Origin of the sequence: Vreelandella arctica (genome assembly GCF_037070215.1) — a bacterium.
Classification (GTDB): Bacteria; Pseudomonadota; Gammaproteobacteria; order Pseudomonadales; family Halomonadaceae; genus Vreelandella; species Vreelandella arctica.
This window is the reverse complement of sequence record NZ_JBANSN010000018.1, coordinates 38108-59744: the sequence shown is the minus strand read 5'-3', so window position 1 is coordinate 59744 and position 21637 is coordinate 38108. Positions and strand designations below refer to the sequence as shown.

Below are 21637 nucleotides of genomic sequence, written 5' to 3'. Positions count from 1 at the left end.
CGTTTAATGCACTGCGCTATTGCCATACCAGCAGTAAGAGGCCAATCGCAGCGGCAGCCAGTATTGGCCACTCCTGGAGCTCAATCCAACCGCTTAATGGCTGCCAAGCCAGTGCCAGTGCCAGCAGAATCAAACCCAGGCGCAGGCGGTAAAGCCGCTTGCCCTGCCGCACCATCTGTACGCGCATGGCGTTAATGGAGTCCACCTGCTGATGACGTTGACGATGCTCATGCTCCATGCGGCTAAGCGCTTGGTGCGCGAGTACAGGCAATTCAGGTAGCTGGTGTGAAAGCTCCGGTGCCTGCCGCTTGAGTGATTCCCATAAACCGCTGACACCCGCACGCTCTTTCATCCACTGCTCTAAATACGGCTTGGCGGTGCTCCAAAGGTCCAAGTCAGGATAGAGCTGACGCCCTAAGCCTTCAATATTGAGCAGCGTTTTCTGCAATAGAACCAATTGCGGCTGCACTTCCATATTAAAACGTCGCGCGGTTTGAAACAGACCCAGGAGCACTTGGCCAAAGGAGATGTCTTTCAGCGGCTTCTCTAAAATAGGCTCGCAGACGGTGCGGATGGCTGCCGCGAACTCATTGGCGCGAGTATTTTCACCCACCCAGCCGGACTCAATATGCAGTGCGGCGACTTCGTAATAGTCTTGGTGAAAAAATGCCAATAAGTTGCGCGCCAAATAGTCCTGATCCTCTCGGGTCAGGCTGCCCACGATGCCGCAGTCGATGGCGATGTACTGCGGGTCTTCGGGGTTGTCACAGTTAACAAAGATATTGCCGGGGTGCATATCCGCGTGGAAGAAGTTGTCACGAAATACCTGGGTAAAGAAAAGCTCAACGCCGCGCTCGGCGAGCTTTTTAAGGTTCGTGCCACGAGCAATTAGCGTGTCTAAATCGGCGACCGGTATGCCGCGAATGCGCTCTTGAACCATCACGTGGCGGCGGGTGAAGGGCCAATAGATGGTAGGTACAAATAGCAGCGGTGAGTCTTTAAAGTTACGTTTAAGCTGCGAGGTGTTGGCGGCTTCTTTATAGAGATCCAGCTCATCAAACAACGTGGCTTCGTAGTCGCGGATGACTTCCACCGGGCGCAAACGTCGCGCTTCGGGGATTTTGGAAAATAGCTTGGCGACTTGGTACATCAGCGCCATGTCCTGACGCATGACGCGATCAATGCCGGGACGAATGATTTTTACCACTACGTCTTCACCGCCGTGCAGACTTGCTGCGTGTACCTGGGCAATCGATGCAGAGGCGAGCGGTACGTGGTCAAATTCAGCAAAGGCATCCGCCAGCGACATTTCCAGCTCTTTCTCGACGCGGGCAGCGGCAAGATCACCGGGAAAAGGCGGCACCTGATCCTGAAGGCGCTTTAGCTCATCGGCGATATCTGCCGGTAGCAAGTCGCGGCGGGTCGAGAGCATCTGTCCGAATTTAATGAAAATTGGCCCTAGCGCTTCTAGCGCCAAGCGCAGGCGTTCACCCCGCGATCGCTTGCCGATCGGCACCAGGCGTAACGGTGAAAACCACAGTAGCGTCCGCAGCCACCAGGGCAAGCGTTCCAGCGGCAGTAATGTGTCTAGCCGGTGGCGCGTGATTACCCAGCTAATCCGTAGCAGGCGCAGGCTCATGGGCGTGGCTCCTGAGAGGCGCTCTGCGGCGGTTGCGTCAGCTTGCGCTGCAAGCGGTTAAAGCGCGCTTCCAGACGATCGGTGGCGATTTCCAGTTCGGTTAAGTGATCGCGTAGCACGTTGCGCTGTTGCTGTCCGGGTAGCAGGCGGGCTTCTTCAAAGACATATTCAGAAACATCCTGCATCAGCTCATCTTTGGCACGCAGCCCCCAACGAGCGGCGCGACGCAACCCTTCGGCCAGCGAGTGAGCGGGCATATCGCCAAGCCAGCGGGCCAGCTCGCTTTCCCAATCAATGTCTAAATCGAAAAACAGCTCGCGGGTCGCTTCAAGCAGATGGATGCGCCCACGTACGGCCAGTTTGCCATCGAACATTAGCCGCTCAATCGAGGCGCCGCTGATCCACTCTGAAAATGTTTCCGGATTCAGCTCGACGACCGCATCTACCTCGGTTTCATCAACACCTACGCCACGCATCAGGTCTAAGCCTGCGTGGTGGTAGTGGATCACAAGCTCAAGATGTGGCTGCTCCAGGCGTATAAGCAAACGGCTGCCCACCAGCGCTGCCAGCCGTGCGGGGGCTGCCGGGTCGCGGGCGAGTAGGGCATTGAGCGTGCGTTCACATCCGGCCAACAGCAGGGTCGGGGTTACCAGCATGCTGGCCTCTGGGTCTGTAGCGTCTGAAGTCTCATAGCTTAATGCCGCGGTGTAGTGCAACGATACCGCCCGTCAGATTGGTGTACTCGACCCGCTCTAGCCCGGCAGCTTCCATCATGGCTTTGAGCGTTTCCTGGTCGGGGTGCATCCTAATCGACTCCGCCAAATAGCGGTAACTTTCGCCGTCCCCCGCCACCAGTTCGCCCATTTTGGGCAGCAGGCGGAAGGAGTACTCGTCGTAAGCCTTAGACAGCAAAGGGTTGTTGGGTTTGGAGAACTCTAATACCAACAGGCGCCCACCGGGTTTAAGAACGCGCGCCATGGAGCGCAACGCAGCGTCTTTGTCGGTGACATTGCGCAGCCCAAAAGCGATCGTAATGCAGTCGAAGCTATTATCGGGAAACGGCAGGTTTTCGGCATTGGCTTGAACGTACTCTACGTTGCCGCCGACGCCATTATCCATCAGCTTGTCGCGGCCGACTTTGAGCATCGAGGCGTTGATATCCGCCAGCACTACTTTGCCACGCGGGCCAACCAGGCGGGAAAACTTGAGGGTTAAGTCGCCCGTGCCGCCAGCGATATCAAGCACGTGGTGACCAGGGCGCACACCGGCGCGCTCAATAGTCATGCGTTTCCAAACCCGGTGGATACCCATCGACATCAAGTCGTTCATTACGTCGTAGCGGGCGGCTACCGAGTGGAATACGTCAGCTACTCGTGACGCTTTCTCATCAACCGGTACTTCCTGGTAACCAAAATGAGTCGTGCGTTTTTCTGTGGGGCTCATTGGGCGGTAGCTCCCGAATTTTAGGCGATGGCAGATCGACCTTTGGTCTTTTGACTGAGGGCCGACGCGATTAAAAAGTTAGCGTCATTGTAGCCTTGTCCGCCCTGGCTTGTCTGCCTAGCGTCCCTGCCTAGTTTGTTGCAGTGGCGTGAGTTATGCCATCACAGTTGCTTGAATTGAATACTGGCCGGCTCGCGCGAGGCACCGGCGTCTTCTAAGCGCTGTAAGTAATTGTTCCAGTAAGCTTCCTGGTGAGTAGCCAGATCGTATAAGTAGTTCCAGCTAAACAGGCCGCTGTCATGACCGTCGTCAAAGTGAAGCTTCAGCGCGTAGTTGCCTGCCTGGGTAATATTCTGCAGGCCGACATCTTTTTTACCTACCTGGAGAACGGCGGTGTCGCCACCGTGGCCGCGCACTTCGGCAGATGGCGAGTAGACGCGTAAAAACTCAACCGGGAGGCGAAAACTCTCACCAGTGGCGTAGCCAAGTTCCAGCTCACGGGACTGCTTATGGTAGTGAACACGAGTGGGGGTAGGGGCGTTCATGATGAGACCTCATGGCTAAGTGTCCATGGCTAAATGTCATAGCAGCAAGCCCGCGAAGAGCGGGCTTGCTGTTGCTGACGATGCCAGCGCTGATAATAACCGCAGGCGCAGCTTACAAAATATACCGCGACAGGTCTTCGTCGACCGCCAGTTCGCCAAGCTGGGCATTGACGTAATCAGCGTCGATGACCAGCGGGCTCTCCATATCGCCGCCTTTGAAGGAGGCTTCTTCTAACAACCGCTCCATTACCGTGTGCAGGCGGCGGGCGCCGATGTTTTCAGTGCCTTCATTGACCTGCCAAGAGATCTGCGCGATGCGCTCGATACCGTCGGGAGTAAACTCCACATCAAGACCTTCTGTCGCCAGCAGCGCTTGATACTGCTTGGTCAGTGAGGCAGAGGGCTCGGTGAGGATGCGTTTGAAGTCGTTGGGCGTCAGTGCATCAAGCTCTACACGGATCGGCAGACGGCCCTGTAACTCAGGAATAAGGTCCGACGGGCGCGATAGGTGGAAGGCGCCAGAAGCGATAAACAGAATGTGATCGGTTTTGACCATGCCGTACTTGGTGGACACGGTGGAGCCTTCAATCAGCGGTAACAGGTCGCGTTGAACGCCTTCGCGAGATACTTCGCCGCCGCTAGACTGGCCGCTGCCCTTGGCCACCTTGTCAATCTCATCCAGGAAGACGATGCCGTGCTGCTCTACCGAGTAAACCGCGCGCGCCTTGATCTCTTCCTCGTTGACCAGCTTGCCCGCTTCTTCATCACGCAGCAGAACCAGCGCTTCTTTGACCGTTACGCGGCGATTCTGACGCTTCTGCTGACCCATGTTGGAGAACATGCTCTGCAGTTGGCTGGTCATCTCTTCCATGCCCGGCGGGGTCATGATATCGATGCCTTGGCCGTGAGAGGATATTTCAATATCGATCTCTTTATCGTCCAGCTGGCCTTCACGCAATTTTTTACGGAAGGACTGGCGAGTGCTGCCTTCTTCACGTGGCTTATCTTCCTGGCCACGGGGAGGCGGAAGAAGGGCATCTAGAACCCGATCTTCGGCGGCATCCGCGGCACGGTTGCCAACTTCTTCTTTCGCCTGTTCGCGCACCATCTTAATCGCGGCTTCCATCAAGTCGCGAATAATCGACTCAACGTCACGGCCAACATAGCCGACTTCAGTGAACTTGGTCGCTTCAACTTTAATAAACGGTGCTTTGGCCAGCTTGGCCAAACGGCGGGCAATCTCGGTTTTACCCACACCGGTGGGGCCAATCATCAGAATGTTCTTAGGCGTGACCTCTGGGCGCAAGTCATCATCGAGCTGCATGCGGCGCCAGCGGTTACGCAGGGCGATTGCAACGGCGCGTTTAGCATCTTGCTGGCCAATAATGTACTGGTCTAGAGCGTGAACAATTTCGCGGGGTGTCATCTGAGTCATATAAGTAACCTTTGTGGGCAATGAGCGGCGTTTGCGAGTCGCGTAAAGTGATTAGCGATCGTCAATCGACAGCTCTTCGAGCGTCACGTGATGATTGGTAAACACACAGATATCACCAGCGATCGCCAGCGATTTCTCAGTAATTTCACGCGCCGAAAGCTCGGTATTTTCTAACAGCGCTCGGGCGCTGGCCTGGGCAAAATTGCCACCAGAGCCAATCGCAATAATGCCGCGCTCAGGCTCGACCACATCACCGTTACCGGTAATGATCAGCGAGGCGCTATGGTCAGCCACGGCCAGCAGTGCTTCTAAACGGCGCAACGCTCGGTCGGTGCGCCAGTCTTTGGCGAGTTCGACCGCTGCTTTGGTGAGATGACCTTGGTATTTTTCCAACTGCGCTTCAAAGCGCTCAAATAGCGTGAACGCATCTGCGGTGCCACCGGCAAACCCGGCTAGTACTTTGCCGCGGTAGAGGCGGCGTACTTTGCTGGCGTTACCCTTCATTACGGTATTGCCCAGCGAAACTTGACCGTCGCCAGCGAGGGCGACCTGGTTACCACGACGAACGGAGACAATAGTGGTCATGGAGATAACTCCTTGGTGGGAGGCGCGCTCCCGATGACTGGCAGGTCACTTGCTCTTTAACATACTGCTTCTGGAAGCGACCATTGTGTAAGCGTTCACAACAAAATGCGGGCGGCTGATAAAAAATCAACCGCCCGCAGGGTATTCAAGATGGGATTATTAGTTCTGCAGCTGGATAAGTAGTGGTTCGATACCCTGGGTGTTCATTAAATCCTGAGCGCGGTTCAGCTCGCGGGTATCCTCGTAAGGCCCCACTTGAACACGGTGCCAGGTATTACCATCCGCCTGGACTTCGCTAACTTCCGCCAACAGGCTTAAGTTGCGCAGTCGGCCGCGCAGCTGTTCGGCGTCACTTGCCTCACGAAATGAAGCGGCCTGAAGCATATAACGCCCGGGAGTGTTGGTAGCCGCTTCACTCTCCTTGGCTGCTGAAATCTGGTCTTCAGGCCGGGTGTTAGCGGCAATGACCTGGGCGATGGGGTCGTCGCTGGCCGCGCCAGAGGCGGTATCGCTCTCGGCCGCTTGCTCGGGAACTTCCGGGCGCACAACGCTTGACGGCAGCGTGACGCCAGGGGCAATGACCTCGGTTTCCGGCAGTAGTGTATAAAACTCAAAGGTCGGCATTGATGGCTCAGCGGCCTCTTCGGTTTCCCGAGCCGCAGCGCGCTCCTCACTACCCGCGGGCTTGGGCAGAACCGTGGCCTGAGGCGCTTCGCTCTGCTCTTGCCAAGGCGCGGTGCCGTGCTGGTGTTGCGCCAAGAAAAAACCTGCCGCCATGCCGACCAAGCCCCATAGCCAACCAGGAAGGCGAAAGCCGCCACTAGAGCTACGGGGGGATTTGCGCTGCGAAGTGGCTCCGCGGCGGGAGGCGGGCTTTTTACGCGGGCTAGCCATTGATTACATCTCCTCTGGGGCGCTAACCCCCATTAAATCAAGCCCATTGCGCAGCACTTGACGGGTAGCGAGGCCGAGTGCCAAGCGCGTGTTGCGTAGGGTGTCGTCCTCAACCATTACCTTGACGGCGTTATAGCAGGTGTGGAAGTCGCCGGAAAGATCGAGCAAATACTGGGCAACCTGCTGTGGTTCGCGGTTTCTAGCGGCGGTTTCCACCACTTCAGGGAAGCGTGCCAAGCGGTTAAGAACGGCTTTTTCCTGATCGCTATCCAGCAGGGCTAGATTGGCTATGGCTAATGCATGATCAAACGGCTGGTCGGCATCCTGTGCTTTGCGCAGCATGCTGCATACCCGAGCGTGCGCGTATTGAATGTAATAAACCGGGTTGTCGTTCGACTGCGAGCGCGCCAGGTCGATATCAAAGGTGAGCTGGGAGTCAGCGCGGCGGGCGGCGAGGAAAAAACGCGTGGCATCGCGGCCGACTTCGTCGATCAAGTCGCGCACGGTGACATAGCTACCGGCGCGCTTGGAGAGTTTTACCTCGACGCCGGAGCGGGTGACCATCACCATCTGGTGGAGCACGTAGTCGGGCCAGCCTTTGGGAATGCCCACTTCCAGCGCCTGTAAACCAGCGCGCACACGGGTAACGGTGGAGTGGTGATCGGCACCCTGCTCGTTAATTACGGTTTTGAAGCCGCGCTGCCACTTGTCCAGGTGGTAGGCCACATCGGGTAGGAAGTAGGTGTAGCCACCGTCCTGTTTGCGCATCACGCGGTCTTTGTCATCACCGAAATCGGTGGTGCGCAGCCACATGGCGCCGTCATCTTCATAAGTGTGGCCTGCGCTCACCAGCTTCTCAACGGTAGCGTCTACCTTGCCGTCTTCGTACAGTGATGATTCAAGGAAATAAACGTCGAACTCAACGCCGAAGGCTTTTAGATCCAGGTCCTGCTCGCGGCGTAGCCACGCCACCGCGAATTCTTGAATAGCGTCCAGGTCGTCTGGATCGGCTTTGGCGGTGACTTCGCGGTCGTCAGCGCTCACCGCTTTACCCGCCAAATAGTCGTTGGCGACATCAAGAATATACTCGCCGCGATAGCCATCTTCGGGCCAGCTAGCGTCGTCAGGCCCCAAGCCTTTTACTCGCGCTTGTACAGAACGCGCCAGGTTAGCGATCTGGGCGCCCGCATCGTTGTAATAGAATTCGCGGGTAACGTCATAACCGGTGGCTTCGAGCAGGCGGCATAGGCAATCGCCAATCGCCGCGCCACGACCATGACCGACGTGGAGCGGGCCCGTAGGATTAGCAGATACGAACTCAACCTGCACTTTCCCACCTTTACCGATTAGGCTGCGGCCAAAGGTGTCGCCACAGTCGAGCACTTGGGCAACGATTTGTGCGGCGGCATCGGCGGCGGCGAAAAAGTTGATAAAGCCGGGCCCCGCAATCTCGGTTTTTTGGATAGCGTCGCTTTCGGGAAGCGCGGCCACCAGCGAATTAGCCAATTCACGTGGGTTTTTACCAGCCGTTTTGGCCAGCATAAGCGCTAAGTTGGTGGCGTAATCACCGTGGGCTTTGTCTTTGGTAGGGTCGACTTTGATCGTGGGTTGAAGGTCGTTCGGCAGCACGCCTTGGTGCTTGAGCGCGGTAACCGCGCCTTCGAGCAGAGAAACTATGGTGTCTTTCATTTAGGTATCCGGGTGTCGTCGGTGGCGGCGTGTGCTTACGCGAACCTGTTACTGGTGCGTCGTTAAAGCGGCTATTATCAGCAATTGAGCCGCAGTTTCAAAGCCATGTGATGGCATGCCGATGTCAGGAGAGCGTTTGCGGATCAATATCGATCGACCAGCGCACCTTGCGTGCCTCGCGATTTACTTCCAGCCATTGCACCAGCCAACTAACAGCGAGATGAAGTTGGCTACGTTTATGGGCCGATAGCATGACATGTAAATGGTAACGATTCTGGCGTCTTTCCATCGGTGCCGGCACCGGTCCCAGGCAGCGGGTCGCTACGCCTGTTTCTTTTAGCCACTGGCGCAGGGCCTGAGCGGCCTGTTGCGCGATGGCCAAGGCGGCATCCTCTTTGGGGCTTTCGATGCGTAGCAGCGCCATAAAGCAGAACGGAGGCAGCTGGGCGATACGCCGTTCTTCCAGCATGTTGCGCGCTAGCGCCCCGTAGCCGTGCTCAGCGAGCTGGCCTAAATGGGGGTCGTCAGGATGCAGTGTCTGTACCAGCACCCGGCCTGGGTGGGCGGCACGACCCGCACGGCCTGCCACTTGCTCAAGCAGTTGCGCGCTGTGCTCTAGTGCGCGGAAATCGGCGGCATACAGTCCGCCGTCGGCATTGACTACCACCACCAAGGTAACGTGGGGCAGGTGGTGGCCCTTGGCGAGCATCTGGGTACCGACTAACACGCAGGGCTCACCGCGCTGAATCTCTTTTAACACTTGCTCGAAGCTATCCTTGCGCCGAGTGCTGTCGCGGTCAATGCGGTGAATGGTTGTCTTTGGAAACAGCGTCTGGAGCGTCTCTTCCGTGCGTTCAGTGCCGCTGCCCAAGGCGCGCAGGTCGCCGCTGGCGCACTCGGGGCAGGCGTCCGGCAGGGCGCGGCGACTATCGCAGTGGTGGCAGGCTAGCAGCGCGGGCTGACGATGCAGCGTCATGCGTGCATCGCACTGTCCGCACTCGGCCATCCAGCCGCAGGCGTGGCAGGCAAGCGTCGGGGCAAAGCCGCGTCGGTTGATAAAAATCAGCACCTGCTTGCCAGCGCTCAAGGTGCTTTTGATCGCCTTAATTGCCCCCGGCAGCAAGCCGCCCTGGCGGCGCTGGTGGCGCAGGTCGATCAGTTCCAGCTTGGCCGGTGGGTGGCGGCTGGGGCGCTGGGTCAGGCGGAGGTGGCGGTAGGCGCCGCTAAGCGCCTGATGCAGGCTCTCTAAGGACGGCGTGGCGCTGCCCATGAGCAGCGGGATTTTATGGTAATGCGCGCGTGCAACCGCAAGGTCGCGAGCGTGATAGCGCAAACCGTCGTGCTGCTTGTAGGAGCCATCATGCTCCTCATCGACAATAATCGCACCGGGGTTAGCCAATGGCGTGAAAATGGCCGAGCGGGTGCCGATAATAATCAGTGCCCGGCCGCTAGCGGCGGCTTCCCATACATCTAAGCGCTCAGGGTCGGTAAGGCCCGAATGCAGCGCCACCACGGGCACGCGAAAACGGCTTCTAAAGCGGGCCAGCGTTTGCGGCGTTAAGCCAATTTCCGGCACCAGCACCAGCGACTGCTTACCTTTGGCGGCCACGGCTTCAATCAGCTGCAGATAGACTTCCGTTTTACCACTGCCGGTAACGCCTTCCAATAAGCAAGGGTGATAGTTTTCAAGCTTTTCATGCAGCGCGGCCAGCGCCGTGGCCTGTTCACGGTTTAGGGGGAGCGCGGGAGTCGCGAGTAAGTTGCCACTTGGCGGCGTAGGTGCAGTGAGAATATGTTCCTGGCTAGTGGCCAAGCCTTTCTTCTCTAGCGCTAATAGCTGGTCGCGAGCAAAGCCATGGGCGCTAACCGCACGACCGGGTAGGCCATGGGGGTGCTGGCGTAAAAGCGCATGCAGCTCTGCTTGCTTAGGCGCTCGGCTGAGGGTTTCCTGCGCGCCGTCACCTTGGGCCATCCAAAGTGTTTGCGTGCGACCGGCCATCGCGTGTCCCTGGCGTAGCCGCGCGGGCATGGCATGGTGCAGGGTGTCGCCCAGGCTGTGCTGATAGTAGCGGGCGGCAAAGCGGCATAACCAGAGCCAGTCTGCTGGCAGCGGCGCGTCGTCCAGCGTCTCGCTTACCGCGCGCAATTGGCTGCGCGGCAGGTCGGTGTGGTCGGTAAGTTCCACGACCACACCGACGACTTCGCGGCGCCCAAAAGGCACCCGCACCCTCAGTCCCGGCTGCCAACCGCAAGCGGGAGTCACGTTAGACGGCAAGTAGTCGAACAGGCGCCGCAGCGGTGAGGGCAGCGCTATTTTAAGTATTTGGTTAAGCACTTGAGGCGGTACCCGCGAAGAAACAGAATCAGGCAATTGGCCTCCGGCGTTAGTTTTGCTAGAATATGCGACCGCTCAATCTTAGCGATCTTATCGTAACGAAAGAGCGGCCAACCGGTTAGTAGTTTTTCCAAACCCGTATGCGGTGCCTGGCACGAGATCAGGTGGCGGCATATAGCTTCGTGAGGTTCGAGATGAGACAAGGTATCCACCCGAATTACAACACGGTCACCGCCAACTGTTCTTGCGGTGCTAATTTCCAGGTAGGTTCTACTTCAGGTCAGGACTTCTCTCTGGATGTGTGCTCCAACTGCCACCCGTTCTATACTGGTAAGCAGAAGCAAGCGACCACTGGTGGCCGCGTAGAGCGCTTCAACAAGCGTTTCGGCGCTGCTGTTAAGCGCGGCTAATCCAACTCGGATAGCCATATCGCAAGTACAGGTCGTACTTGCGCAAAACCCACGCCGCGGCGTGGGTTTTTTGTTGTCTCGCTAAAAAACCAGCTATATTTTTGTGGAAAAAATTTTCACAAATGCTGCGCTAATGTTGCGGTACAGCAATAAGTAAAGCGTTATGACTAACGCTGTTTTACATAAGTTTCAGCAAATATCTGCGAAATGTGGCGAATATGAAGGTAAAATTCAGTTAAACGGGCGTTTTGATATGAGTTGACGGCGAGCTTGAGGCGCATAGGTTTTTTCTATATTCTGAAACGACTTATCTACTTTATGTTAACTGGACTCTGACCATGACGGATGCAACTAAGCAGGCTGCTTTGGATTATCACGCAAAACCGATTCCCGGTAAGCTGTCGGTGGAGTTGACCAAACCCACCGCAACGGCACGGGATTTGGCGCTGGCGTATAGCCCAGGCGTGGCTGAGCCAGTGCTTGAAATCGCCAGGGATGCGGAAAATGCCTACCGCTATACCGGCAAGGGTAATCTGGTTGCCGTTATCACCGACGGCAGCGCTATTCTTGGCTTAGGTAATCTGGGCCCACTGGCGAGTAAGCCAGTCATGGAAGGCAAAGGCGTGCTGTTTAAGTGCTTTGCTGGCATTAACTCGGTGGATATCGAGGTGGATGCGGAAAGCCCACAGGCGTTTATCGATACCGTCGCGCGCATTGCCGATACCTGGGGTGGCATCAACCTTGAAGATATCAAGGCGCCGGAGTGCTTTGAAATTGAAAAAGCCCTGATTGAGCGCTGCAGTATTCCGGTCTTCCACGATGACCAGCACGGCACCGCGATTGTCACGGCGGCAGGCATGCTCAATGCGCTGGAGATCGCTGGTAAACGTATCCAAGACGTTAAGATTGTTTGCATGGGCGCAGGAGCGGCGGCGATTGCCTGCATGCGCCTGCTGGTCTCCTGTGGCGCAAGTAAAGACAATCTTGTGATGCTTGATCGCCGTGGTGTCATTCACACGGACCGCGAAGGCATCAACGAATACAAGGCTGAATTCGCCCGCGATACCGAGATGCGCACCTTGGATGATGCCATCGACAACGCTGACGTATTTATCGGCCTTTCCGGCCCGGGCCTGCTCTCCGCTGAACAGGTCAAGAAAATGGCGCCAGACCCAGTGATTTTTGCCTGCACTAATCCGGATCCGGAAATTCATCCTGACGTTGCCCGCGAAGCGCGCCCGGATGTGATCATGGCCACTGGCCGTTCGGATTTCCCGAACCAGGTCAACAACGTGCTGGGCTTCCCGTTTATCTTCCGTGGTGCGCTGGATGTTCGTGCTACACGCATTAACGAAGAGATGAAACTGGCCGCCGTGCATGCGCTGAAAGATCTGGCCCGAGAGCCGGTTCCTCAGGAAGTGCTGGATGCCTACGAGCGCACCGAGATGAGTTTTGGCCGCGAGTACATCATTCCCACGCCTGTCGATATTCGCCTGTTGGCGCGAGTCACCTCGGCGGTTGCCCAAGCCGCGGTTGACTCTGGCGTGGCGCGCAAACCGTTTCCTGCGCACTATCCGCTAACGTCTATCAACGACGTTTACGGTGGCTAATAAACCGCAGCATTCTGGTAACTATTTACGCCCGCTAATAAGCGGGCGTAAATGTTTGAGAGAGTATCTGTTTAGTTTTGTGAATAACGCGTTAGCCCTTCTTGAGCGGTAGAGGCCACTAATCGACCGTCGCGACTATAAATATGCCCCCGCGCCAGCCCGCGAGCGCCGCCTGCCCAGGGTGAATCGATAACATACAGCAGCCAATCGTCCAGGCGTGTGTCCTGGTGTAGCCATAAGGCGTGGTCTAGGCTGGCGATGCGCAGCTTGGGGTCGCGGTACTCGATGCCGTGGGGAATCAGGCTGGTGGTCAGCAGGTTGAAGTCAGAGGCGTACGAGAGCAGGTGGCGATGCAGGGCCGGGTCGTCTGGCAGTGTGCCTGAAAGGCGAAACCACAAACACTGGCCTGCAGGCGTGCCGTTGTCGGGGTTGCCCGTGAGATGCAAAAACTCAATGGGGTGGCCGGGAAAGCGGTCATGTTTGGCATCGCCGCTCTCTAGCAGCGCCTCGGGGGTGGCGACATTCGGCATGTCGCGCTGATGGCTAAAGCTTGCTTCCTCGCTCTGAAAAGAGGCGCTGCAGAAAAAGATCGGCCGACCTTTTTGAATGGCAGTAACGCGGCGGGTGGTAAAGCTGCCGCCGTCGCGAATGGTATCCACTTGATAGACAACGGGGCGATGGGGGTCGCCGGGGCGCAGAAAGTAGCCATGTTGAGAGTGCGGGCGACGCTCGTCTGGCACAGTGCGCGCGGCGGCCGCCAGCGCTTGGCCAAGAACCTGGCCACCGTAAAGCTGAGGAAAGCCTAGATCCTGGCTCTGACCACGAAATAGCGTCTCTTCCAGCGTTTCTAGCTCTAGTAACGCTACCAATTTGTTCAGCGCGTCTGTCATTCTCGGTATCCTTGCGGCTGTCTCTATCGAATGCGGTCGGTGAAAGAATGCTATCGGTGAAAGTAATGAGTTGCCACGGCGCCGGGCACCCCTTTCATACGATCGTTTTGCTACCTTAGCGGAGTTTACGTTTATGCGCAGCGATGAATTTTACATGCACCGGGCGCTTGACCAAGCCCACCTGGCCGCGGCGGCGGGCGAGGTGCCTGTAGGGGCAGTGGTTGTCGATGCGCAGGGAGAGATTATTGGTGTGGGGTGTAATGCGCCGGTGGCCAGCTGCGACCCTAGCGGCCATGCGGAAGTTCGTGCCCTACGCGAGGCGGGCAAGCACCAGGGCAACTATCGCCTTGAAGGCTGCACGCTGTTTGTCACCCTGGAGCCCTGTATGATGTGTGCGGGCACGATGATTCATGCTCGTCTGGCCCGCCTAGTCTACGGGGCCGCCGAACCCCGTGCGGGCATGGTCGAATCAAAGGCTAACCTGTTGGCACAGCCGTGGTTTAATCATCAGATCGCGGTGACCGGTGGGGTATTGAGCGCAGCCTCGCAAAAGCTGCTGAAGGGTTTCTTCGCCGCCCGGCGCAAGCAATTGAATCAGTAATACTGAATTGGAAATGCTACGACGCTGTTAATCAAGCGGCGGCACAAGTTCAAACAATACCAGCGGGTCATCGTTGACAGATGTTTGTTCTAGTTGAAAAAATTGCTGACGACTACGTTCCACATATTGAATCATTTCGTAATAACGACGGATGTTGCGTACGTATATCACCGGCTCACCGCCACGGGCGTAGCCGTGACGCGTTTGGCTATGCCATTCACGCTGCTGTAATAGCGGTAGCGCCGCGCGCACATCTTGCCAGCTGTCGGGGTCGCCGCCACGCATTTCCGCAATCTTACGCGCGTCATAAAGGTGGCCAAGACCCACGTTGTAGGCCGCCATGGCCATAAACAGGCGATCATCGCCGGTGATGCCTTCCGGTAAGCGGTCTTTAATACTGCGTAAATAGCGGGCACCGCCGTCAATGCTCTGGGCGGGGTCTGTGCGGTCCGTCACGCCCATTTCACCCGCCGTGGGGTTGGTCAGCATCATCAAACCACGCACGCCCGTTGGCGAGACGGCGTCTGGGTCCCAGTGGGATTCCTGATACCCCACTGCCGCTAATAACTTCCAGTCAAACTCTGTTTCGCGGGCAGCCTGCTGGAACAGTTCCGTGTAACGGGGCAAGCGTGCATCAAGGTGATCAAGAAAGGTGCGCGTGCCGACATACTCTAAATAGTCGTCATGGCCGAAGTAGCGGCTTACCAGCCGATCAAGCGTGCCGCTTTCCTGAAGGTCTTGTAGGAAGCGATTGGCGGCTTCAAGCAATCCTAAGCCGCGACCGCTAGGCACCGCCCATGCCATGGAAAGTGGGTCCCCGAGTATGAAACCACGTTCTACGTTGGGGAAAAAAAGCCGATTTAAACGAAACTGATGCTCGAAAATGACCGCGGCATCCAGGGTGCCGTCTTCAACGCGCGCCAGCAGTTCGGCGACTTCAAGCTCGTGAGACTCTTTCCAGCTCAAGGTAGGATGACGCCGCTGAAGGTCGCGCAGCGCTTCATCGGTACCGGCTTCGCTGAGCGTGCCAAGTTCTAAGCCGACAAGGTCACTCGGCTCTTTAATGCCATTCAGGCCGCGGCGGTAAACCACCAGCGGCTGCATTTGAATGATGGGGCGAGTGTAGTGAATACCGGGGCTGTCAGGCAGCAGTGGCAGCGCTGCTGCACCTAGGTCTCCTTTATCACGCACCGCAGGCAGGACGCTTTCTGGGTGGTGGCTGGCATCAAGGTTAAGGCTCACTCCCAGATAGTCAGCAAAGCGATGCATCAACTCATACTCAAAACCGGTAGGGCCCTGGCGGCCTTCGTAATAGGTCGTGGGAGTATTGCGGGTGTGAACGGTAATAAAGTCTTTTGTGCTGATATGCGTTAAATGCTCGCCTGGGGGAACAAGAGAGAGAGTGGGTACCATGGTCAAAAGCGTAACGGCAGTTAACGCATAATAAGCGCTGGCACGGGCAATAAAATGTCGGCAAATCAACGTCAGCATGGCGTCTTGTCGGCATGAAACAAGCTGCCACGATACCCAGCCCAGGTCACGCTGTCACCTTGTTGATTTCGTGTGGTGGCTGGTTTCCAGTATCATAGGCGTTTTTCGCTATCATAAAAGCACGGCCGCCTAGCGGCCCGGTGATTTCCCTGCTCGAATTTCCCTGCTCTAGAGGCTTCAGGATATGCTCGAACTGCGAGGCGCGCCCGCCCTTTCTGCCTTCCGTTATGCTCGGCTGTTAACGGTGCTGCGTGAACGTGTTCCCGAGGTGGAAGCGCTGTCTGCCCACTATGTTCATTTCATCGATCTTAACGCTCATAACCACAGCAAGACGCTGGATGATACCGCCCACGCGCGTTTGGTGCAGTTGCTGGACTATGTGCCGGCTCACGCAAGCGTTGAGGTTCCGAAAAACGCCCAGCGTTTTTTAGTGGTGCCGCGTTTGGGTACCCAGTCGCCCTGGTCGTCTAAAGCGACCGATATCGCCCACAATTGCGGATTGCGCCAGATTAGCCGTATCGAGCGCGGCATCGATTATCGGGTCAGCTTTACCGACATGCCGGATGAAGAGAGCCTGAACGCGCTGGCGGCACTGCTGCATGACCGTATGACTGAAACCGTGCTATCCGATGCTTCAGACGCCGCTAAGTTGTTTGCCCAGCACGACCCGGCGCCGTTGGGTAGTGTGGATATTCTAGCAGGGGGCCGGGAAGCCTTAGCGACAGCCAACCAAGCGCTGGGGCTGGCGCTGGCAGAAGATGAAATTGATTACTTGGTAGATGCCTTCAACGAATTAGGGCGTAACCCCAGCGATGTTGAGCTGATGATGTTTGCCCAGGCCAACTCCGAGCACTGCCGTCACAAAATTTTCAACGCCGACTGGATCATCGACGGCGAGCCGCAAAGCCACTCGCTGTTCAAGATGATCAAGAACACCTTTGCGTCGTCGCCGGACAATGTGCTTTCCGCTTACAGTGATAATGCCGCTGTCATCAAGGGCAGCCAGGGTGGGCGGTTCTTTGCAACGCCGCTGACAGGAGCAGAGGACGAGCGTGCTCTTTACGCCACGCATCAGGAGCCTATTCACATCCTGATGAAGGTCGAAACCCACAATCACCCCACCGCGATTGCCCCCTTCCCCGGCGCTGCAACCGGCTCGGGTGGGGAGATCCGCGATGAGGGCGCCACGGGTATCGGCGGTAAACCCAAAGCCGGTCTGTCAGGTTTTACTGTCTCCAACCTGCGCATTCCTGAGTTCGTGCAGCCTTGGGAAGCGTTTGATTACGGCAAGCCGGGGCGCATGGAGTCGGCGCTTAACATTATGCTCGAAGGCCCGATTGGTGGGGCCGCGTTCAACAATGAGTTTGGTCGCCCCAATCTAACCGGCTATTTCCGCACTTACGAGCAGGAATCCCTGAACGAAGGCGGTATTGAGCGGCGCGGTTTCCACAAGCCGATCATGCTCGCCGGTGGTTATGGCAATATTCGTGCTCATCACGTCCAAAAGGGCGATATCCCGGTCGGTGGCAAGCTGATTGTGATGGGCGGCCCGGCGATGCTGATTGGTCTGGGCGGCGGTGCTGCCTCCAGCATGGCGTCCGGTACCTCCAGCGCCGATTTGGATTTCGCCTCGGTACAGCGCGAAAACCCGGAAATCGAGCGTCGCGCTCAAGAAGTCATAGACCGCTGCTGGGCGCTGGGCGATCACAACCCCATCCGCTTTATTCACGATGTGGGCGCAGGCGGGCTTTCCAACGCTTTGCCGGAGCTTGTCAAAGACGGCAACCGTGGCGGCCGCTTTGATTTGCGCGCGGTGCCAAATGCTGAGCCGGGCATGAGCCCGCTGGAAATCTGGTGCAATGAGGCGCAAGAGCGCTACGTGCTAGCCGTCGCGCCCGAAGACCTGGACACCTTTGACGCGCTGTGTAAGCGCGAACGTTGCCCTTATGCCGTAGTTGGTGAAGCGATGGAAGCGCACCATTTGGAAGTGCGCGATGGCCATTTCAGCAGCAAGCCGGTCGATTTGCCGATGAGCGTGCTGTTCGGCAAAGCACCCAAAATGCAGCGTGAGTTTGAACGCCACGATCCCGAACTCTCGGGCATGATGCTCGATAATCTTGACCTTCGCGAAGCGCTGGATCGGGTGCTGCGCCTGCCGACAGTCGCCTCCAAAAGCTTCCTGATCACCATTGGCGATCGCTCGATTACCGGCCAAGTGGCCCGTGATCAAATGGTCGGCCCCTGGCAGGTGCCGGTAGCCGATGTGGCGGTTACCACGGCAAGCTATGACACCCTCGCCGGTGAAGCCATGGCGTTGGGGGAGCGTCCGCCGGTGGCGTTGATCAACCCCGCGGCAAGCGCTCGCTTGGCCGTTGCCGAAGCAATTACCAATCTGGCGGCCGCGCCAATTGCCAAGCTTAGCGATATCAAACTCTCCGCTAACTGGATGAGCGCTGCTGACCACCCCGGTGAAAATCAAGCGCTTTATGATGCTGTTTACGCCGTGGGCATGGAGATGTGCCCGGCATTGGGCATTGCGATTCCGGTGGGCAAGGATTCGATGTCCATGCGCACCGCCTGGACTGATGAGAACGACCAAGGTGAAAGCGAAGACAAGAGCGTAACGTCGCCGCTTTCGCTGGTCGTCACGGGCTTCGCGCCGGTCACCAATGCAATGGCAACGCTTACGCCGCAGATCAATCTGGATCAAGATGAATCTGATCTGATTTTGATCGACCTGGGCAGCGGTCAGAACCGCTTGGGTGGTTCTGCCTTGGCGCAGGTATACGGCCAGGTGGGTAACGACTGCCCTGATGTAGACGATCCGGAGGATATTAAAGCCTTCTTCGAGGTCATTCAGGGCCTTAACCGCGACGGTAAGCTATTGGCCTACCACGATCGCAGCGATGGCGGCCTGTTGGTCACTCTGTTAGAAATGGCCTTTGCTGCCCATGCGGGGCTTGAGATCAAGCTCGATTGGATGATCGATGAACCGGTAGAGGCGCTGAATGCACTGTTCTCCGAAGAGCTCGGCGCGGTCATTCAAGTCAATCGCCAACACACTGAAGAAGTGCTGGCGCAGTTTGCCGTGGCCGGTATCGAAACCTGTGGCGTGATTGCTCGTCCCCGTTACGACGACCAAGTGCGCGTCACGCTATTTGAAGAGCCCTTGCTGGAAACCACGCGTCTGCTCACTCAGCGCACCTGGGCTGAAACCAGTTATCGCATGCAGGCGCTGCGCGATAACCCTGAGTGCGCCAAGAACGAATTCGACAACCTGCTCGATAGCCGTGATCCAGGGCTCTCCGCGACGCCCACGTTTGATATCAACGACGACATAAGCGCACCGTTTGTTAATACCGCTAAACCTGCCATGGCCGTACTGCGCGAGCAGGGCGTCAATGGCCAGGTGGAAATGGCCTGGGCCTTCGATAAAGCCGGGTTTGAAGCAGTTGACGTACACATGAGTGACATCCTTGAAGGGCGTGTTTCGCTGGATGAATTCAAGGGCCTTGTCGCCTGTGGCGGCTTCTCTTATGGCGACGTGCTAGGCGCAGGCGGCGGATGGGCTAAATCGGTGCTGTTCAACGAACGCGCCCGTGAACAGTTTGCGGCGTTCTTCGCCCGAGACGATAGTTTCTCATTGGGTGTCTGCAATGGCTGTCAGATGCTCTCTCAGCTCAAATCGTTGATTCCTGGCGCTGAAAATTGGCCGACCTTTGTCCGCAATGAGTCTGAGCAGTTTGAAGCGCGGGTCTCCATGGTGCGGGTTGAGAAGAGTCCTTCGATTCTGCTTGCCGGCATGGAAGGCTCCAAGCTGCCCATTGCGGTTGCTCATGGTGAGGGGCAGGCGGCGTTCCGTGACAGCGCTCATCTGCGTAGCATGCAGTCGAGCAGCCAGATTGCGCTTCGCTACATCGACAACTATGGCCAAGTGACGACCCGCTACCCGGCGAACCCTAACGGCTCGCCGTCGGGTATTACGGGGCTAACCACGCCCGATGGCCGCGTGACTATCATGATGCCGCACCCTGAACGTGTCGCTCGGGCGGTCACCAACTCTTGGCGTCCGGCGGAGTGGACTGAAGATGGTGCTTGGCTGCGCCTATTCCGCAACGCTCGCGTTTGGTTGGGCTAACGGATACACCCGCATAGGTGAATGATGACGCAACACCACAAGGCGGCCTCAGGGCCGCCTTTCTCATCCATAGCCCAGACGCCCCAATTGCGCTCCTACCAACAGGAAGCGGTAAAACGGGTGGTCGTGCATTTTCGTGCTTCCAGTGAGCCGGCGTTGGTGGTGCTGCCTACCGGCAGCGGTAAATCCCTGGTGATTGCCGAGCTGGCGCGTCTTGCGCGTGGGCGTGTACTGGTGCTCGCTCACGTACGCGAGCTGGTGGAGCAGAACCATGCCAAGTATCAGGCTTATGGGCTTGAGGCCGATATTTTTAGCGCGGGCCTAAAGCGTAAAGAGGCGAGTCGGCAAGTGGTCTTTGGCTCGGTGCAGTCGGTGGTGCGCAACTTAGATCGCTTTAATGACGCTAATTTTACCTTGCTGGTCATCGATGAGAGTCACCGCGTATCGCTTAACGAGGACGCAAGCTACCGCCAGGTGATTGAACACCTGCGGAGCCAAAACCCACAGCTTAAAATTCTCGGGCTCACTGCGACGCCGTATCGGTTAGGGCAGGGGTTTATCTATTACCGCCATCACCACGGTATGGTCAGGGGCAGTGAAGAGAGCTTTTTTCGCGACTGTGTCTTTGAGCAGCCGCTGCGGCTGATGGTGAAGCAGGGTTATCTGGCGGCCCCCAAACGCCTGGATATGGCCATTGAGGGCTATGATTTCTCAGCCCTTAATCCCTCTTCAAGCGGTTTTTTTCAGGAGGAGGAACTCAATCGCGTGGTGGCGGGTAGCCGGGCAACGCCGGGTATTATCGGGCAAATCGTCGAACGCGCGGCTGATCGCCAGGGGATAATGATCTTTGCCGCCACGGTGGCCCATGCCGAAGAAATTATCGGCTATTTGCCGCGAGCCGAAGCGGCGCTTATCACCGGTGCGACCCCCTCCCAGGAGCGCACAGCGCTGATTGATGTCTTCAAAGCACGTGAGCTGAAATATCTGGTTAACGTCGCGGTGCTGACCACCGGTTTCGATGCTCCCCACGTGGATCTGATCGCTATTTTACGCCCCACTGAGTCGGTTAGCCTTTATCAACAGATGGTGGGTAGAGGACTGCGTTTGTCGCCGGGCAAAAACGACTGCCTGATTCTGGATTACGCCGGTAATCCCTGGGATATCTTCGCGCCGGAAGTGGGCGAACCGAAGCCAGATAGCGATAGTGAGCCGGTTCAAGTCGAGTGCCCCGCTTGCGGCCATGCCAACCTATACTGGGGCAAGCGAGATGGTGACATCGTCATCGAGCACTTTGGCCGCCGGTGCCAGGGGCTAATGGAAGATGATGAGGGTAAGCGCCATCAGTGTGACTTCCGGTTTCGCTTTAAAGTTTGCGATGAGTGCGGTGCCGAAAATGATATCGCTGCCCGGCGCTGCCATGGCTGCGACAAGCTGTTGGTGGACGCAGATGACAAGCTAAAAGATGCCCTAAAGCTGAAAGATGCCAAAGTATTGCGAGTAAGCGGTATGCAACTGGAAGCGACGACCAATGGTCGTGGCCTGCCGCGTTTGAAAGTGACTTACCACGATGAAGATGGCACCCAGCTCTCCGAGTGGTTCGCACTGGAAACGCCTGCTCAACGGCGCGCCTTTTATGCCGCATTTCTGCGCTATCACCTGCGCGCACCAGGCGGCAAATGGCAGCCGTTGAGCGCTGATGAGGTAGTCGCCGAGCAGCGCCGCCTGCGCCATCCTGATTTTGTCGTAGGCCGTAAAGTGGGTCGGCATTTCCAAATCCGCGACAAGCTGTTTGATTACGAAGGACGCTATCGTAAAGCGGTGGAGGCAGGGTGATGCGCTTTCATTACCTGCGACTTGGGCGTCGCTAAGGGTGTCGACTTTGCTAAACTGTGCGATTGTGTTGATCCCCTTTTACCAGGAGAGCCGACCCGC

16 protein-coding genes are annotated in these 21637 nt (G+C 57.2%); 5 read left to right on the top strand and 11 right to left on the bottom strand.

Going from position 1 to position 21637, the window contains the following annotated elements:
- Positions 1–16 precede the first annotated feature (16 nt).
- The 9 genes from ubiB to V8L70_RS15450 all read right to left on the bottom strand — a co-directional run bounded on the left by ubiB (position 17) and on the right by V8L70_RS15450 (position 10601).
- Positions 17–1639, bottom strand: a complete 1623-nt coding sequence (ubiB, locus tag V8L70_RS15490) for a ubiquinone biosynthesis regulatory protein kinase UbiB (RefSeq protein ID WP_101147567.1) — start codon at positions 1637–1639, stop codon at positions 17–19.
- On the bottom strand, positions 1636–2295 hold the full coding sequence (locus V8L70_RS15485) for a ubiquinone biosynthesis accessory factor UbiJ (protein WP_336270052.1): 660 nt from the start codon (positions 2293–2295) through the stop codon (positions 1636–1638). The genes ubiB and V8L70_RS15485 overlap by 4 nt, the downstream gene beginning before the upstream one ends.
- 31 nt (positions 2296–2326) lie before the next feature.
- Positions 2327–3082 carry a bifunctional demethylmenaquinone methyltransferase/2-methoxy-6-polyprenyl-1,4-benzoquinol methylase UbiE gene (gene ubiE / locus V8L70_RS15480; RefSeq protein WP_035562085.1) on the bottom strand — a complete coding sequence of 252 codons (756 nt, stop codon included), beginning with the start codon at positions 3080–3082 and terminating at the stop codon, positions 2327–2329.
- A gap of 161 nt (positions 3083–3243) precedes the next feature.
- Entirely contained in the window at positions 3244–3627 is a 384-nt protein-coding gene (locus tag V8L70_RS15475) for a gamma-butyrobetaine hydroxylase family protein (RefSeq protein WP_035562088.1), read from the bottom strand.
- A 112-nt stretch (positions 3628–3739) separates the two neighbouring features.
- Positions 3740–5062 (bottom strand): ATP-dependent protease ATPase subunit HslU, encoded by a 1323-nt coding sequence (gene hslU, locus V8L70_RS15470; RefSeq protein WP_336270050.1) that lies wholly within the window; start codon positions 5060–5062, stop codon positions 3740–3742.
- Positions 5063–5113: 51 nt separating this feature from the next.
- Positions 5114–5647: an ATP-dependent protease subunit HslV gene (gene hslV / locus V8L70_RS15465; protein ID WP_035562093.1), complete on the bottom strand. Its 534-nt coding sequence runs from the start codon at positions 5645–5647 to the stop codon at positions 5114–5116.
- Between the two features lie 159 nt (positions 5648–5806).
- Positions 5807–6541, bottom strand: coding sequence for an SPOR domain-containing protein (locus V8L70_RS15460; protein WP_336270048.1), 735 nt, complete (start codon positions 6539–6541; stop codon positions 5807–5809).
- Positions 6542–6544: 3 nt separating this feature from the next.
- Positions 6545–8230 (bottom strand): arginine--tRNA ligase, encoded by a 1686-nt coding sequence (gene argS / locus V8L70_RS15455; RefSeq protein ID WP_336270045.1) that lies wholly within the window; start codon positions 8228–8230, stop codon positions 6545–6547.
- A 124-nt stretch (positions 8231–8354) separates the two neighbouring features.
- A complete protein-coding gene (locus V8L70_RS15450) occupies positions 8355–10601 on the bottom strand; it encodes a primosomal protein N' (protein ID WP_336270044.1) in 2247 nt (748 codons plus the stop codon).
- Positions 10602–10759: 158 nt separating this feature from the next.
- Here V8L70_RS15450 and rpmE point away from each other — a divergent pair, with 158 nt between their 5' ends.
- Together rpmE and V8L70_RS15440 are read left to right on the top strand one after the other, a co-directional pair.
- Positions 10760–10975, top strand: a complete 216-nt coding sequence (gene rpmE, locus V8L70_RS15445; protein WP_035562478.1) for a 50S ribosomal protein L31 — start codon at positions 10760–10762, stop codon at positions 10973–10975.
- Positions 10976–11313: 338 nt separating this feature from the next.
- On the top strand, positions 11314–12585 hold the full coding sequence (locus V8L70_RS15440; RefSeq protein WP_101147562.1) for a malic enzyme-like NAD(P)-binding protein: 1272 nt from the start codon (positions 11314–11316) through the stop codon (positions 12583–12585).
- A gap of 71 nt (positions 12586–12656) precedes the next feature.
- On the opposite strand, the gene V8L70_RS15435 is transcribed toward V8L70_RS15440, so the two are convergent.
- Positions 12657–13475, bottom strand: a complete 819-nt coding sequence (locus tag V8L70_RS15435) for an acyl-CoA thioesterase (RefSeq protein ID WP_101147561.1) — start codon at positions 13473–13475, stop codon at positions 12657–12659.
- A 133-nt stretch (positions 13476–13608) separates the two neighbouring features.
- Here V8L70_RS15435 and tadA point away from each other — a divergent pair, with 133 nt between their 5' ends.
- Positions 13609–14076 (top strand): tRNA adenosine(34) deaminase TadA, encoded by a 468-nt coding sequence (tadA, locus tag V8L70_RS15430; protein WP_336270042.1) that lies wholly within the window; start codon positions 13609–13611, stop codon positions 14074–14076.
- Positions 14077–14103: 27 nt separating this feature from the next.
- Here the strand turns inward: tadA and mltF are convergent, their stop codons facing one another.
- Positions 14104–15567, bottom strand: coding sequence for a membrane-bound lytic murein transglycosylase MltF (gene mltF, locus V8L70_RS15425; RefSeq protein ID WP_336270041.1), 1464 nt, complete (start codon positions 15565–15567; stop codon positions 14104–14106).
- A gap of 184 nt (positions 15568–15751) precedes the next feature.
- Between mltF and purL the strand changes: the two genes are divergently transcribed.
- Positions 15752–19705 (top strand): phosphoribosylformylglycinamidine synthase, encoded by a 3954-nt coding sequence (purL, locus tag V8L70_RS15420; protein ID WP_336270040.1) that lies wholly within the window; start codon positions 15752–15754, stop codon positions 19703–19705.
- Between the two features lie 21 nt (positions 19706–19726).
- Positions 19727–21538 carry a DNA repair helicase RadD gene (gene radD / locus V8L70_RS15415; protein WP_101147557.1) on the top strand — a complete coding sequence of 604 codons (1812 nt, stop codon included), beginning with the start codon at positions 19727–19729 and terminating at the stop codon, positions 21536–21538.
- The last annotated feature ends 99 nt before the right edge of the window (positions 21539–21637 follow it).